Origin of the sequence: Mesorhizobium loti (assembly GCF_013170705.1) — a bacterium.
Classification (GTDB): Bacteria; Pseudomonadota; Alphaproteobacteria; order Rhizobiales; family Rhizobiaceae; genus Mesorhizobium; species Mesorhizobium loti_D.
Genome location: NZ_CP033334.1, coordinates 577,602 through 591,971, shown reverse-complemented (window position 1 = coordinate 591,971; position 14,370 = coordinate 577,602). Strand labels below are relative to the sequence as shown.

The 14,370-nt window shown below is 64.5% G+C and carries 13 protein-coding genes; 9 read left to right on the top strand and 4 right to left on the bottom strand.

Annotated elements, in window-relative coordinates; genetic code table 11:
- Positions 1-10: 10 nt before the first annotated feature.
- Genes EB815_RS02700 through EB815_RS02690 form a run of 3 tightly spaced genes read left to right on the top strand, consistent with a single transcriptional unit; the run spans position 11 to position 3,273 of the window.
- The gene (locus tag EB815_RS02700; protein ID WP_413814125.1) at positions 11-988 is read left to right on the top strand and encodes an amino acid ABC transporter substrate-binding protein; all 978 of its coding nucleotides are present in this window, start codon (positions 11-13) and stop codon (positions 986-988) included.
- A 15-nt stretch (positions 989-1,003) separates the two neighbouring features.
- Positions 1,004-2,194, top strand: coding sequence for an amino acid ABC transporter permease (locus EB815_RS02695; RefSeq protein ID WP_056568723.1), 1,191 nt, complete (start codon positions 1,004-1,006; stop codon positions 2,192-2,194).
- Positions 2,191-3,273 carry an amino acid ABC transporter permease gene (locus EB815_RS02690; RefSeq protein ID WP_056568726.1) on the top strand — a complete coding sequence of 361 codons (1,083 nt, stop codon included), beginning with the start codon at positions 2,191-2,193 and terminating at the stop codon, positions 3,271-3,273. Before EB815_RS02695 ends, EB815_RS02690 begins: the two co-directional genes overlap by 4 nt.
- A 15-nt stretch (positions 3,274-3,288) precedes the next feature.
- On the opposite strand, the gene EB815_RS02685 is transcribed toward EB815_RS02690, so the two are convergent.
- Positions 3,289-4,392 carry a LacI family DNA-binding transcriptional regulator gene (locus EB815_RS02685; protein ID WP_056568730.1) on the bottom strand — a complete coding sequence of 368 codons (1,104 nt, stop codon included), beginning with the start codon at positions 4,390-4,392 and terminating at the stop codon, positions 3,289-3,291.
- 607 nt (positions 4,393-4,999) lie between these two features.
- Here EB815_RS02685 and EB815_RS02680 point away from each other — a divergent pair.
- The 6 genes from EB815_RS02680 (at position 5,000) to EB815_RS02655 (ending at position 11,338) form a co-directional block, all read left to right on the top strand.
- Positions 5,000-5,962 (top strand): sugar-binding protein, encoded by a 963-nt coding sequence (locus EB815_RS02680; RefSeq protein ID WP_056568732.1) that lies wholly within the window; start codon positions 5,000-5,002, stop codon positions 5,960-5,962.
- 116 nt (positions 5,963-6,078) lie between these two features.
- On the top strand, positions 6,079-7,617 hold the full coding sequence (locus tag EB815_RS02675; RefSeq protein WP_056570283.1) for a sugar ABC transporter ATP-binding protein: 1,539 nt from the start codon (positions 6,079-6,081) through the stop codon (positions 7,615-7,617).
- A 92-nt stretch (positions 7,618-7,709) separates the two neighbouring features.
- Complete coding sequence (locus tag EB815_RS02670; protein ID WP_056568735.1) at positions 7,710-8,705, top strand: ABC transporter permease; 996 nt, start codon at positions 7,710-7,712, stop codon at positions 8,703-8,705.
- 84 nt (positions 8,706-8,789) lie between these two features.
- Positions 8,790-9,569 (top strand): SDR family NAD(P)-dependent oxidoreductase, encoded by a 780-nt coding sequence (locus EB815_RS02665; protein WP_056568737.1) that lies wholly within the window; start codon positions 8,790-8,792, stop codon positions 9,567-9,569.
- Positions 9,566-10,177: an SDR family oxidoreductase gene (locus EB815_RS02660; protein ID WP_244494013.1), complete on the top strand. Its 612-nt coding sequence runs from the start codon at positions 9,566-9,568 to the stop codon at positions 10,175-10,177. Before EB815_RS02665 ends, EB815_RS02660 begins: the two co-directional genes overlap by 4 nt.
- Positions 10,178-10,306: 129 nt before the next feature.
- Entirely contained in the window at positions 10,307-11,338 is a 1,032-nt protein-coding gene (locus EB815_RS02655) for a LacI family DNA-binding transcriptional regulator (protein WP_056570285.1), read from the top strand.
- On the opposite strand, the gene EB815_RS02650 is transcribed toward EB815_RS02655, so the two are convergent.
- Genes EB815_RS02650 through EB815_RS02640 form a run of 3 tightly spaced genes read right to left on the bottom strand, consistent with a single transcriptional unit; the run spans position 11,339 to position 14,370 of the window.
- The gene (locus tag EB815_RS02650; RefSeq protein WP_056568744.1) at positions 11,339-12,526 is read right to left on the bottom strand and encodes a mandelate racemase/muconate lactonizing enzyme family protein; all 1,188 of its coding nucleotides are present in this window, start codon (positions 12,524-12,526) and stop codon (positions 11,339-11,341) included.
- Positions 12,527-12,535: 9 nt separating this feature from the next.
- Positions 12,536-13,525 (bottom strand): transketolase family protein, encoded by a 990-nt coding sequence (locus EB815_RS02645; RefSeq protein WP_056568747.1) that lies wholly within the window; start codon positions 13,523-13,525, stop codon positions 12,536-12,538.
- Positions 13,522-14,370, bottom strand: a complete 849-nt coding sequence (locus tag EB815_RS02640) for a transketolase (protein ID WP_056568750.1) — start codon at positions 14,368-14,370, stop codon at positions 13,522-13,524. Before EB815_RS02640 ends, EB815_RS02645 begins: the two co-directional genes overlap by 4 nt.

Here is a 14,370-nt window from a genome sequence, read left to right as displayed (position 1 = left end):
CACAACGCTCATGGTCGCGGTGGGACTGTTCTCGACATCGACCCACGCTGGCCCGACCCTCGAAAAGATCAAGGCGCGTGGCTCCATCAAGGTCGGCGTCGGCACCACACCCGGCTTCTTCTCGCCGGACAGCAATGGCCGTTGGCAGGGATTCTTCGCCGACTACGGCCGCGCCCTGGCGATCACCGTCTTCGGCGATCCAGAGAAGGTGGAGTTCACCAATTCCTCGCCGCAGCAGCGCCTGCCGGCGCTTCAGTCGGGCGAATTCGACATCCTGCTGTCGGGCGTGACGGTGACGATCACGCGCGCTTTCCAGCTCGGCTTCCATTTCGGCCCGACCGTCTTCTATGACGGGCAAGGCATCCTGGTGCGCAAGGACCTTGGCGTGACCAAGGCCGCCGACCTCGACGGCGCCACGATCGGCGTCCAGAGCGGCACGACCGGCGAATTGAACATCGCCGATTTCTTCCGCAAGACCGGCAAGAAGTTCACCCCGGTGACGATCGAGGACACCAGCGAGTTCATCAACGCGCTGGAGTCGGGACGTGTCGACGCCATCACGCAGGACTCGTCCGACCTGGTCGGCAAGCGCACGCAGCTGAAGAAGCCTGACGACTACATCATCCTGCCCGAGCGTCTGTCGAAGGAGCCGCTCGCACCGGCGATCGCCGGCGGCGATGACCGCTGGCTGGAAATCGTCAACTGGACGGTCAATGCCACCATCCAGGCCGAGGAATGGGGCATCACCAGCAAGAACATCGACGACTTCCTCAAGTCGCCGGATCCGGCCATCCAGCGCTTCCTCGGCGTAGATCCCTCACTCGCGCAAGCCATCGGCCTCGATCCGAAATGGGCCTACAACATCATCAAGACCGTCGGCAATTACGGCGAAATCTACGACCGCAACCTGAAGCCCCTCGGCTGGGAGCGTGGTTACAACAGCCTGTGGACCAATGGTGGCCTGCTCTACTCGCCGCCGTTCCGCTAAGGCCTTCGCCGACCAATGTCCTTGATTGACGAACCCGTGCCGGGTCCTGGCGGACCCGGCATTCTGCGCAGGATATCCCTGTGGTGGGGCAGCTATCCGCTGACGCAGGTCGCCGTCATCACCGCGGTCGTCGCGCTGTTCTGGCTGCTTGGCCACAACACGGCCGAGACGATGGCGCGCATCGGCATCACGCCGGGCTTCGACTTCCTCAGCCGGCCGGCGAGTTTCGAGATCGGCGAGGCGCCGATTGCTTTCAAGGCCGGCGACCCTTATGCGCGCGCCATCCTGGCCGGGCTTTTGAACACGATCAAAGCGGCGGCGCTTGGCTGCGTGCTGGCCACGATCCTCGGCGTTGTCCTCGGCGTTGCCGGGCTCTCCGGCAATCTTCTGCTGGCGGGGCTGGTGCGGTGGTATGTCGAGATCGTCCGCAACACGCCGCTTCTGCTGCAGCTGTTCTTCTGGATTTCGCTGGCAAAATCCTTTCCCTCGCCACGGCAGGCGCTTTCGGCCTTCGGCAGCTTCTTCCTCACCAATCGCGGCGTCTTCGTGCCGGGGCTCGGCTTCCACAACGTGTCGGTACCGACGCTCTGGCTGCTTGGCGGCCTCGCCGCCGCGTACCTGATCTTCGTTCTGAGGGCATGGCGAGGTGGCGGTCTGTCCGCCAGGCGGTTGGGCCTGGCAACGGCACTGCTGTTGGGCGCCGTTGCGCTAGCCTTCCCGCTGACCGGTGCCGGCGCGGCCTGGGAGATACCGGCGCTGGCCGGCTTCAACATCCGTGGCGGTTACAATCTGACACCGGAATTCGCCGCCCTTTTGACCGGCCTGGTGGTGAAATTCTCGGCCGCCATCGCCGAGATCGTGCGGGCCGGGATCCAGTCCGTCGATCGCGGCCAGTGGGAGGCCTCGAGGGCGCTTGGCCTGCACAACGGCCAGATCATGCGCCTTGTCGTGTTGCCGCAGGCCTTGCGCGTCATCACGCCGCTGACCACGTCCAGCTACCTCGACCTGACCAAGGATTCCAGCCTTGCCGTCGCCATCGGCTACCCTGATCTGGTCAGCATCATCAACACCACAGCCAACACGACCGGACAGTCGCTGGAAGCGCTGACCCTGCTGATCGGCATCTATCTGGCGATCAACCTCTCCGTCTCGGCGGCCATGAACCTCTACAACAAGCGTGTCTCGCTCAAGGGCGCAAGGATATGAGCCTCTCCGATGCTCTTGATCTCAGAACATGGCGATCGTCGACGACGCTGCGGACATTGAAGGTGGGGCTTTTCGGAACGCCGCTGAATTCGGTCATCACCGTGGTCACGGTCGCACTGCTGGCCTGGATCATACCGCCGCTGCTGCGCTGGGGCATATTCGACGCGACATGGACGGGCACCTCGGCTGACTGCGCGGCGGCCTCTGGCGCCTGCTGGGCGTTCGTCGGGGCAAAATTCCGCTTCATCCTGTTCGCCTTCTACCCGCCGGCGCTGCAATGGCGCCCGCTGATCGTCATGGTGCTGCTGCTGGGGTTGCTGGTCGTCACCGCGCAGCCGCGCTTCTGGCGCAAGGGATTGCTCGCCGCCTGGTGCGTCGTGATTGCCGCCAGCTGGATGCTGATGTCCGGCTCGCTGGTTCCACCTACCGTCCCATCCAACCAGTGGGGTGGGTTGGCGGTAACGCTGTTCGTGTGGTCGGTCTGCTTCGGTCTCGCCACGCCGCTGGCGATCCTGCTGGCGCTGGCCCGGCGCTCCGGCATGGGCGGCCTGCGCATGCTGGCCATCGTCTTCATCGAAGTGATGCGCGGCACGCCGATGGTGGCCATCCTCTACGTGGCGATGCTCATCCTGCCGATGGCCATCCCCAATGGCCAGATGATCGACAAGAATGTGCGCGCCATGATCATGATCACGCTGTTCTGGTCGGCCTATGTCGCGGAAGTCATTCGCGGCGGCCTGCAGGCGATCCCGCCAGGCCAGTACGAAGCGGCGACCGCGCTTGGCCTCGGCTACTGGCGCACGATGCGGCTTGTCGTGCTGCCGCAGGCGCTGCGCCTGGTCATTCCCGGCATGGTCAACCTGGCGATCGGCTTCCTGTTGGCGACGTCCCTGCTCGCCGTCATCGGCATCTTCGATCTACTCAACGCCGCGCGCGCCTCGGCCACCGACCCGCAATGGCTGGGCTACTACGACGAGGCGTATCTGCTCGCCGCGCTGATCTACTTCCTGCTGTGCTTCGGCGGGTCACGCTACAGCCTGTGGCTGGAGAAATATATGCGCCGGTCGCAACGCCACTGAGCCGGTCTCCTGGCGTTAACCGCCCGCGACGGCCCGCACGCTCTCCCGTTCCACCAGCGGGCACTCCAGCTTGGTGATGGGATACCGCCCCTGCCCGGGCGGCAAGGGTGCCTCGAGCTGCTCGATCGCCCATTGGCCCATCGCCATGTGCGGCAGGATCGAGGTGGTCAGCGGCGGGAACAAATGCCGGGCGATTTCCTCGTCGTCATAGCCGACCACGGAGATGTCCTGCGGAATGTGCAGGCCGGCTTCCTTGAGTGCCTCGTAGCAGCCGATCGCGGTGCGGTCGTTCTGGCAGAAGATGGCGGTTGGACGGTCCTTCAGTGCCAAGAGCTTTACCGTCGCGGCATAGCCGGCGCTTGCCGACCAGTCGCCCTCGACCACCAACTCCGGGTCGAACGGGATGTCGGCGGTGGCGAGCGCGCGGCGGTAGCCCTTCAGCCGGTCCTGTGCGGCCTGCATCCACGGCTCACCGGTGATGGTGGCGATGCGGCGGTGGCCGTGGCTGATCAGATGCCGGGTCGAACTCTGGCCGCCGGCGATCTCGGAAGGCACCACGGCGGGGAAGGCATAGTCCGACGTGTAGCAGTTGAGCAGGATCACCGGGATGTCGAGGCTGTAGAGGAAGTCGGGCGCCGTGATCTCGCGGGTGAAGATGGTCATGTAGATCAGCGCCGAAATGCCCCGCCTGGTCAGCGCCTGTATGGCGCGGGGCTCCATCACGGCGTCGCCCATGGTCTGCGCCACCAGGAGTACGTTGCCGGCATTCCACGAGGCCTGGCGCGCGCCCTCGATGGCGACCACCGCCTCCGGGCTGGTGGCGAGCTGGTCGACGGCAAAGCCGATCACCCCGTCAAGCCCGTCGAAGGCGGCAACAGGCTTGCGCAGTGCCGAGAAGGCGGGGGCGCTGTAGCCCAGCGCACGGGCAGCCTCGATCACCCGCTCGCGGGTCTGCTGCGACAGCCTGATGCCGGGCGAATTGTTGAGCACGAAGGAGACGGTCGCCTGCGAACAGCCGGCGGCCCTGGCGATGTCGGTCATGGTGACCCGCCCCTTGGGCTTTGCCGGCGCCTTGCGGCGTCTCGCCGTCTCGCTGGCCGGATCCGTCGTCTCGCTCATCGCATTGGTGTCCCCAATCCCCCGTCCTGTCTAGCGGCGGCCTGCCGGATCGACAAGATGGTGCTGCGGTGCCGATTTATAGAAATCGTCGCACTGTTTATATCTATTAATGACCTCGTGGTCCATCGGTCATCAGCTTCCGCATATCGATGGAACGCAAGAGCTGCAAGGCTTGTCTCGTGATTTTGCCAAGGCATCGGCGTGGCGGTACATCGTCCGCGATGTCACTACGACGTGTCTGAATGTGGCTAAAACTAATAGTGTTTACTAATACAAAAATGCGCTGTAACGTCAATCCGTTGCGTCCGGCCCCGTTGGGTTCCGGCGCGGCGGGAAAGCGTGCGTGACTGGCCCGATGGCGAGCGGATATTGCCTCCGCAAGCCCTTTCTCGGACATGTGATATGTCAGACAAATCGGACTATTTACGAATGATGGATGAGTCTCTAAAGTCCGTGGCCGTGGCTGGAACGACGCCATTCTTTCAGTGCCGGGAACCCCTGAGGAGGAGGGGCGTCCGAGCCGCAAACGGCAAATTCAGGTGAGCAAGGCAATTCTAGTGAGCAAGACCGGTCAGCCGGATGGCTGGACCAAAACGGGAGGTTGAACATGAAATCCTTGATACGCAATGCATCCGTGGCCGCCGCGGCCCTGGTTGTCGGCCTGACGGCGACAGCCATCGCGCGCGCCGACGACAAGCCGACGCTGGCCTTCGTCGTCAACGGCGCTTCCGATTTCTGGAAAGCGGCCGAAGCCGGCGTCAAGAAGGCGCAAGGCGAACTGCCTGACTATAAACTTGAGCTCAAATATCCCGAGCAGTCCTCGGTCGCCATCCAGCAGCGCCTGATGGACGATCTGGTCACGGCCGGTGTCAAGGGCATCATGGTATCGGCGGTTGACCCGAAGACCTCGACCGATGGCTTGAACAAGATCGCCTCGGAAACAGCGCTGTTCACCACCGACAGTGACGCTCCGCAGACCAAGCGTGTCGCCTATATCGGCTCGTCCAATGTCGACGCCGGCAAGCAGGCCGCCGATATCGCCAAGAAGGCGATGCCCAATGGCGGCAAGTGCCTCGGCTTCGTCGGCCTGCTCGGTGCCGACAATGCCAAGGAGCGCATCCAGGGCTTCAAGGATGGGCTGGCCGGCACCAAGATCACGCTTGACGACGTGCGTGGCGACGATATCGACCAGGCCCGCGCCAAGAAGAATGTCGAGGACGCGCTGGTTGCCAGCCCCGACGTCACCTGCATGGTCGGCTTCTATTCCTACAACACGCCGCGCATCTATGAAGCGCTGCGCGACGCCGGCAAGCTCGGCCAGATCACGGTCGTCGGTTTCGATGACGATCCGATCACGCTGGGCGGCGTCAAGGAAGGCACCATTGCCGCCACCGTCGTGCAGCAGCCTTTCGAATGGGCCTATCAGGGCATGAAGCTGATGGCGGCCTATCTCAAGGGCGACAAGTCGGGCATCCCGGCCAATGCGCTGATCATCATCCCGACCAAGATCATCGGCAAGGATGATGTCGACGCCTATGCCGCCAACCTGAAGGCGATGGCTGGAAACTGAGGCCAAGAAGCAGTTCGGCCGGCTCAGCTTCGGTTGAGCCGGCCGCCCGCATTGACGAACCCTGCCGGGATCGTCAGTCTGCTGAAAGGTCGGCCCGCCAATCGCTGTCAGGCATGATGAATTATTCCGACACATCCATCGCGGCAATCACCCCGTTCCTCAGTCTCGAGAACGTGCGCAAGACCTATCCGGGCGTCGTCGCGCTCGATGGCTTCTCGATGGAGGTCAGGCCGGGCGAGGTTATCGGCCTCGTCGGCGAGAACGGCGCCGGCAAGTCGACCTTGATGAAGATCCTCGGCGGCGTCACCACGCCGGACACCGGCACGATCACGGTCGATGGCACCGCCCACAAGGGGCTCAGCGTCGAAGGCAGCCTTGGCTCGGGCATCGCCTTCGTCCACCAGGAACTCAACCTGTTCGACAACCTCGATGTCGCCGCCAACATCTTCTTTGGCCGCGAACCGCTGCGCGCCGGACCGCTCAAGCTCGTCGACCGCGCCAGGTTGCGCGCCATGGTGGCGCCGTTGCTCAAGCGCGTCGGCGCCAATTTTTCCGCCGACACGCAGGTCGCCGACCTGTCGCTCGCGCAACAGCAAATGGTCGAGATCGCCAAGGCGCTCTCGATCAAGGCAAGGCTGGTCATCCTGGACGAGCCGACATCGAGCCTGCCGATCGCCGAAACCGACAAATTGCTCGACGTCATCAAGGCGCTGAAGGCCGACGGCATCAGCGTCATCTTCATTTCGCACCGCCTGCACGAGGTCGAGCGCGTCGCCGACCGCGTCGTCGTGTTGCGCGACGGCATGCTGGCCGGCACGCTGGGCAAGCGCGACATCAACCACGACCAGATGGTCAAGCTGATGATCGGCCGCATGCTGAAGGAGCGCGAGAAAGCTTCCGAGGCCGCGCGTGCCCCCGGCGCCGTCGCCCTCGCTGCCAAGGCCGTCCGCACGCCCACCTATCCCGGCCGTCCGGTCGACCTCGATGTCAGGCGCGGCGAGATCCTCGGCCTTGCCGGCCTGGTCGGCTCCGGCCGCACCGAGCTGGCACGCGTATTCTTCGGCATTGACGGCAGCCTTGGCGGCACGCTGGAGCTCGACGGAAAGCCGCTTGTGCTCGGCTCCGCGGCCGACGCCGTCGCGCACGGCATCTTCCTGGTGCCGGAAGACCGCAAGCTGACCGGTATCCTGCTCGACCTGTCGATCGCGCAGAACATCTCGCTGCCCAATCTGCCGGCGCATGCCAGGCGCTCGCTGGTGTCGGCCAGTGCGGAGCACGCCACCGCCGAGAAGCAGAAGAAGGATCTCGGCATCAAGGCGCCCTCGGTGCAGACGCGCACCGGCACGCTGTCGGGCGGCAATCAGCAGAAGGTGGTGCTCGGCAAGTGGCTGGCCATGAACCCGAAGGTGATGATCCTCGATGAGCCGACGCGGGGCATCGACATCGGCGCGAAGGCGGAAATCTACGGGCTGATGCGGGCGCTCGCCGATGCCGGCGTCGCCGTGCTGATGATCTCCAGCGACATGGAGGAGGTGATCGGCGTGTCCGACCGCATCGCCGTCATGCATGAGGGCCAGATCTCTGGCATTCTCGACAAGGACCAGTTCAGCCAGGAAAACGTGCTGCTGCTGGCTGTGGGGAAGCCGGCAAACTAATGCTGTCGCGCAGAAGCGAGTTTGCGGCAACGACACGCATAGACCAAGGAGCCGGAGCGCGCGACGCGCTCTGGCCGTAAGCGGAGACGACGATGAGCAAGAAAGATCTCGGCCTGCTGATCCTGATCCTGGTGGTCGGGGCGATCGTCGCCATCATCAATCCGCGCTTCCTGTTGCCGATCAACCTTGCCAACACCTCGAACCTGATCGGTCTGTTCGGCATCCTTTCGATCGGCCAGGCCTTCGTCATCATCACCGGCGGCATCGAGCTGTCGGTCGGCTCGCTGGTCGCGCTGCTGGGCACGCTGTTCATCGACTTCATCGCCGTGCGCGGCATGGGATGGCCTGTTGCCTTCGTGCTCATCCTTGTGCTCGGCGCGATCATCGGCTTGGCGCATGGCTGGCTGATTACGCGGCTGAAATTGCAACCCTTTGTCGTGACGCTGTGCGGCTTGCTGATCTATCGCGGCGTCGCGCGCTTCTACACCGCCGACGGCACGGCCGGCTTCGCCTTCGGCCAGAATTTCCCTGACCTCGAATTTCTCACCGCCGGCCGCTCCTGGGGCGTGCCGAACTCCTTCTTCGCCCTGGTCATCATCGCCATCGTCATGTGGGTGGTGCTGCACCGCTCGGTGTTCGGCCGCTATCTCTATGCCATCGGCAAGAACGAGGAGGCGGCGAAATATTCAGGCATCCGCACCGGCCGGATCGTGATGGCCGCCTATGTCATCTGCGGCGTGCTGACCGCCTTGTCGGCGATCTACTTCGCCATGTACACGCGCTCGATTTCACCCGCCAGCCATGGCCAGTTCTACGAACTCTACGCCATCGCCGCGGCTGTGCTTGGCGGTTTCTCGCTGCGTGGCGGCGAGGGCTCGCTGATCGGCGTCGTGCTGGGCACCGTGCTGCTGCAGGAGCTGCAGAACCTTGTCAATCTGCTCGGCATCCCGTCTTCCCTCAACTTCGCGGTGATGGGCGGGGTCATTCTCATCGGCGTGCTGGTCGATCAGCAATGGGGCGTGTTCCGCGCCCGGCGGCTGATGGTGGAGGCCGCTCGCAAGAATGTCGCCGGTGCGCCGGCGGAATAAGCACTTGCCATGACTCAACTGCTTGTCCACGCCCTGCAAATATTATAATAGCATAACCCGATATTGCTCGGGGGCGGACGGGACATGCGCTGCGATTTGCGAGGCAAGGTAGCGCTGGTCACCGGGGCCGCGGGCGCCATCGGCGGTTCCATCGCCGGACGCCTGTCCGACAACGGCGCCGCCGTCGTCGTCGCCGACATCAACGGCGAGGGCGCAAGCCAGGTAGCGGCCGGTTTGAGCAACGCCATGGCCTGCGTCACGGACATCCGTGATGCCGCCTCGGTCGACAGTGCGATCGCCGCGATCATGCAGCGCTACGGCCGCCTCGACATCCTCATCAACAATGCCGGCGTCAACACGCTGGCGCACCGCGTCACCCTGGATGAATTCCCGCCCGAGGAATGGGACCGCATCACCGGCATCGATCTTGACGGCCTCTATATCATGAGCCGGGCGGCACTTGCGCCGATGCTCGCCGCCGGCAACGGCGGGCGTATCGTCAACATCGCCTCGGTCGTCGGCCTTGCCGCCATGCGCCTGCAGAGCCCGTTCGTCGCCGCCAAGGCCGGCATCATCCACCTGACGCGGTCGATGGCGATCGAACTCGGAGGCAAGGGCATCCTGACCAACGCCATCGCACCGGGCTCGGTGATGACGGCGCTGACGGCCAAGCTGTTTTACGGCGACGACGGCAAGTTCGCCGGCCGCACGCAGGAGTTCCTCGCCCATGTCCCGCTCGGGCGCCCGGCTGAACCGCAAGAGATCGCCGAGGCGGTGCTGTTCCTGGCCTCGCCCGCCGCGAGCTACGTCAACGGCCAGGTCCTGGCCGTCGATGGCGGCTGGACGGCGGGATACATGATGTGAGTGACGCGATGGAAATCGATCTCGCCGGCGCGACCATAGCGCTGGAAGGCCCAGGCAATCCGCTTGTCGAAGCGGCACTTGCCACCTTGCGTGCCAATGGCGGCCGCATTGTCGAAGGGGTGCGGGCACGGCCCGTTGGCATGCTGCCCCCCGACATCCTTCTTGTTTCATGCCCGCTGCGTCCGGGAACGACGGCCGAAGATCCCCCCACCTTGTATGCCGATGCCCGCAAGGCGGCCGTGGCCATGACCGAGCGCGGCAGCGGGCGCATTGTCTTCCTGATCTCGGCCACCGCCGGCATGCCGATGCGTCGCCATCCGCGCTTCTCCATGGAGAATGCCTCGATCCTGGCCGGCATGCGTACGCTGGCCATGGAGTTCGGGCCGAAGGTGCTGGTCAATGCCGTCGGCTTCGGCGCGGTCGAGGCTGAAACCATGGTCTCGGGCGACAAGGCGATGCTCAGCCACACACCGGTCGGCCGCGCCGGCCGCATCGAGGAGGCGGTCGCGGCCGTGCTGTTCTTCTGCGATCCGCTCAACACCTACACGACGGGCCAGATGCTGGGCGTCGACGGAGGGTGGACGGCAGGCTATGGCCGCAATTTCTGAATTGCTGATGCTTGCCGTCCTCGCCGGACCCGCTGCTGGAAACCGTCCACCACACCCGCTATGAAAGGCGCCTACGGTGTGATCCATAGGACATTGCCTTGGTGGGTCGCGCTCTTTTGGAGCATGGTGATGGTCGACAAGCCGCCGGCGGGCGGAAAAAAACCGCAACGCCTTGGCGTCCGTGAGATCGCCAAGCGTGTCGGCGTCGCGCCGATGACGGTGTCGCGCGCGCTGTCCAATCCCGACATGGTGTCGCCGGAGACACGCATCAGAGTGCTCGAAGCGATCGAGCAGGCCGGCTTCGTGCCCAACCGGCTGGCCTCAAGCATGCGCGGCAATGGCCGCATGATCGGCACGGTGGTGCCGGCGCTGATCAATTCAGGCATTGCCGAACAGGTGCAAGGCATGTCCGACGAATGCCATGAGAGCGGCTACTCGATGCTTCTGGTGCAGGGTGAATTCACGCAGGAGGCGGAGGAAAAATCGATCCGCAATCTGCTCGGCTGGCGCCCGGTCGGCATGATCCTGCAAAGCTTCGTGCAAAGCGAGGCGGCACGGGCGCTTCTGAAGAGCAGCGGCGCACCGGTGGTCGAGATATCCGAGATCAAGGGCCGCAAGCCGATAGACATGGTGGTCGGCGTCTCCAACTTCGAGACCGCCTATGCAATGACCATGCATCTGGCGGCCAAGGGCTACAAGCGCATAGGCTTCGTCTCGACGCCGATCCATGGCAATGACCGTTTGCAGCAGCGCCGCACCGGCTATCACGCCGCACTCACCGAACTCGGTTTCAAGAACCATGCCGACATGGAGGTTGAAGTGCCGATCACCGCGCAGGGCGGTGCCGAGGCATTGGTGACGCTGACCTCCAGGCACAGGGATATCGATGCCATCTTCTTTTCCAGCGACACGCTGGCTGTAGGCGCCGTCCAGGAATGTCACCGCCGGCGCTGGGCGGTGCCGGGCAGGATCGCGATCGCCGGCTATGGCGACATGGATTTGGCCGCGCAGCTCTATCCGCCGCTGACGACGGTGAAGGTCAACCGCTACGAGATGGGCCGCCGCGCGGTGCGGCAATTGCTGGCGAGGCTCGGCGGCGACACCAAGGTGCCGACCATCACCAGCCTCGGCTTCGAGATCGTCGACCGCGAGAGTGCTTGATCAGCCTTTTCGCTTCGGTTTCCCCGTCTCTTCCCGCCGCCCGAGACGCTTCTCCCAGCCTTCCGCATGGACGTTGAGATAGGCGTTGGGATCGTAAGGGTGATCCTTGATAGCCTCGATGTTGAGATCGATGCCGAGCCCCGGCGTATCTGGCAGAGACAGATGGCCGTTGTCCGGATTGACGGTTGGATGCCAGGTGACGAGGTCGCGCGTCCACGGGTCGTTGAAGGCGTCGAAATGCTCCTGGATGAGGAAGTTCGGCACCGCCGCCGCCAGTTGCAGGCACACCGCCGTCGCCACCGGCCCACCGCTCTGGTGCGGCGCGATGTGGCTGCCATGGGCAAGTGCCAAATTGGCCACCTGCATCGATGGCGCGATGCCGCCGAGCGACATCGGCTCGGGCTGGAAGATGTTGACGCCGCCGCCGGCGGCCAGCGTGTAGAACTGCCCGACCGTGTCGTACATCTCGCCGGTCGCGACCGGGATCGGCGAGCGATGCGCCACTTCGTGCACGGTCTCCTGCCGGTCGCGCGAGGTCGGCTCCTCCCACCAGTAGATGTCGAGGTCGGCGAACTTCCGCGCCGCCTGCAGCGCCGCGATCTCGGTGAAGCGCGCATGCACGTCGATCAGAATTCCCGTGTCCTTGGGCAAGCAATCACGCAGCGTTCGGCAAATGGCGTAAGAAAGGTCCAGTTCCTCGCGCGAGATAAAGCCCTGCGCGGTGCCGAACGGGTCGAGCTTGAACGCTTTGAAGCCCTTGGCCAGAACCGCCTTGGCGGCTTCCAGAAAAGCCTCCGGCGTGCGCTCGGTGCGGTACCAGCCATTGGCGTAGCCGAGCACGCTGTCGCGCACCTGGCCGCCGAGCAACTGGTGGATCGGCACGGCGAGGCTCTTGCCCAGAATATCCCAGCAGGCGACCTCGACCGCCGCGATCACCGTGCGGTGGATATGGCCGCCGTCCAGCGAGACGCTATCCAGCATGCGCTTGGCCAGCGCGTTGATGCGGCGCGGATCCTGACCGATGGCGAGGTGCTTGAGTTCGTGCACACCGGCCTCGGTGGTCTTGATGAAGCCGTTCAGCGTGCCTTCGCCGATACCATGGATGCCCTTGTCCGTCTGCACCTTGACGAAGAGCCAGTTCTTCCACCCGGCGCCGACGGCAAAGGTCTCGATGTCGGTGATCTTCATGCGGCAGTCCTAGTTCAACGCGGCAATTGTTGCGACGATGGCGTCGGTCGTCAGCCCATATTTCGCCTGCAAGGTCGGCACCGCGCCGCATTCGATATAGCGGTCGGGCAGGCCGATGCGGGTGACTTTCTTCGCAATGCCGGCATCGAACAAGGTCTCGACGACAAGGCTCGCCAGGCCGCCGACCACGACATGGTTTTCCGCCGTGACGATATGGTTGAAACCAGCGGCAAATTCGGCCACCGCCCCGGCATCGAATGGCTTGATCGTCGGCACATGCAGCACGCCGGCCGAGATGCCTTGTTTGTCCAACGCATCCGCCGCATCCAGCGCCCGCTCGGTCATGAAGCCGGTCGAGATGATGCCGACATCGGAACCTTGGCGAAGGCAGCGCGCCTTGCCGATCTCGAAGATGTAGCCAGGCTCGAACACCACCGGCACGCTGCCACGCAAGAGCCGCATGTAGACCGGCCCCCCATGCTCCGCGATCGCCTCGGTCGCTGCTTCGATCTCCGTCGCGTCGCAGGGGTCGATGATGGTCAGGCCGGGGATCATCCGCATCAAGGCCAGGTCCTCGATCGCCTGATGCGTGCCGCCATAGCCGGTGGTCAGTCCCGGCAGGCCGGCGACGATCTTGACGTCGAGGTTGGAGTGGGCGAGCGCGATGGCGACGAAATCATAGGCGCGCCGCGTCGCGAACACGCCATAGGTGGTGGCGAACGGCACCTTGCCGGTGCGCGCCAGTCCGGCGGCCACCGCGACCAGGTTCTGCTCGGCCATGCCGACATTGAAGAAGCGGTCCGGGAAGGCGTCGCGGAACGGCAAGATATCCGTGTATTTGCCGAGGTCGGCGGTCAGTCCAACAATGTCTGGACGGCTCTGGCCAAGCCGCGCCAAAGCCTTGCCGAAAGGCGCCTCCACGCTCCGCCGGCCGCCGCCAACGGCTTCGTCCTGGCCCATGGCCAGCGTACGTCCGGCCTCCGTCGCCGCGCCGCTCATTGGGCTGCCCCCATGGTCTTTTCGAACTCGGCGATGATGCCGTCCCATTGCGCCACGTCGATGCGGAAGAAGTGCGATTTCTCGGAGGTTTCGATGCGCGGCACCCCTTTGCCCGGAAGCGTGCGCAGCACGATCGCCTTCGGCTTGCCATTGCGGTTCCTCGCATCCGCCAGCGCACCGACCATCATCCTCATGTCGTTGCCGTCGATCTCCGATGTCTGCCAGCCGAAGGCACGCCATTTGTCGGCCACCGGCTCCATGTCGAGCACCACGGGGCCATCGGCCTGAATGCCGTTGCAATCGACCAGCGCCACCAGCCCGTCGAGCCTGAAATGGCTGGCCGACATCGCCGCCTCCCAGGTCGAGCCTTCCTGCATCTCGCCGTCGGAAAGCTCGACGAAGACGCGTGCGTCGGAGCGGTCCACGCGCAGGCCCAGCGCCTGGCCGACGCCCTGTCCGAGCCCATGGCCGAGCGAGCCCCCGATCACTTCGACACCGGGCGTGGTGTCGAGCGTCGACATTTCCAGCCGGCTGTTGTCGGCGCCGTAGGTGATCAATTCCTCGACCGGGATGATGCCGGCCTCGGCCAATGCGGCCCACAGCGCGATGGAATAATGCCCGGTCGAGAGCAGGAAGCGGTCGCGATCGGACCATGCCGGACTATGCGGATCGTAGCGCAGTTCGTGGAAATACAGCGCGGCCAGCATATCGGCGATGCCGAGACCCTGGCCGATATAGCCCTGGCCCTGGCCGCGCGCCATGGTCAGCATGTGCCGGCGCAGCCGTGTCGCCTTGCGTTCTAGCGCGCCGATATCGGCGCTGTCGGGAGGGGAGTTTCGCAGCAT

Coding starts and splice junctions, on each gene's coding strand:
- EB815_RS02700 (WP_413814125.1), top strand. CDS start 11: ATGGTCGCGGTGGGACTGTTCTCGACATCGACCCACGCTGGCCCGACC.
- EB815_RS02695 (WP_056568723.1), top strand. CDS start 1,004: ATGTCCTTGATTGACGAACCCGTGCCGGGTCCTGGCGGACCCGGCATT.
- EB815_RS02690 (WP_056568726.1), top strand. CDS start 2,191: ATGAGCCTCTCCGATGCTCTTGATCTCAGAACATGGCGATCGTCGACG.
- EB815_RS02685 (WP_056568730.1), bottom strand. CDS start 4,392: ATGAGCGAGACGACGGATCCGGCCAGCGAGACGGCGAGACGCCGCAAG.
- EB815_RS02680 (WP_056568732.1), top strand. CDS start 5,000: ATGAAATCCTTGATACGCAATGCATCCGTGGCCGCCGCGGCCCTGGTT.
- EB815_RS02675 (WP_056570283.1), top strand. CDS start 6,079: ATGAATTATTCCGACACATCCATCGCGGCAATCACCCCGTTCCTCAGT.
- EB815_RS02670 (WP_056568735.1), top strand. CDS start 7,710: ATGAGCAAGAAAGATCTCGGCCTGCTGATCCTGATCCTGGTGGTCGGG.
- EB815_RS02665 (WP_056568737.1), top strand. CDS start 8,790: ATGCGCTGCGATTTGCGAGGCAAGGTAGCGCTGGTCACCGGGGCCGCG.
- EB815_RS02655 (WP_056570285.1), top strand. CDS start 10,307: ATGGTCGACAAGCCGCCGGCGGGCGGAAAAAAACCGCAACGCCTTGGC.
- EB815_RS02650 (WP_056568744.1), bottom strand. CDS start 12,526: ATGAAGATCACCGACATCGAGACCTTTGCCGTCGGCGCCGGGTGGAAG.
- EB815_RS02645 (WP_056568747.1), bottom strand. CDS start 13,525: ATGAGCGGCGCGGCGACGGAGGCCGGACGTACGCTGGCCATGGGCCAG.
- EB815_RS02640 (WP_056568750.1), bottom strand. CDS start 14,370: ATGCTGCGAAACTCCCCTCCCGACAGCGCCGATATCGGCGCGCTAGAA.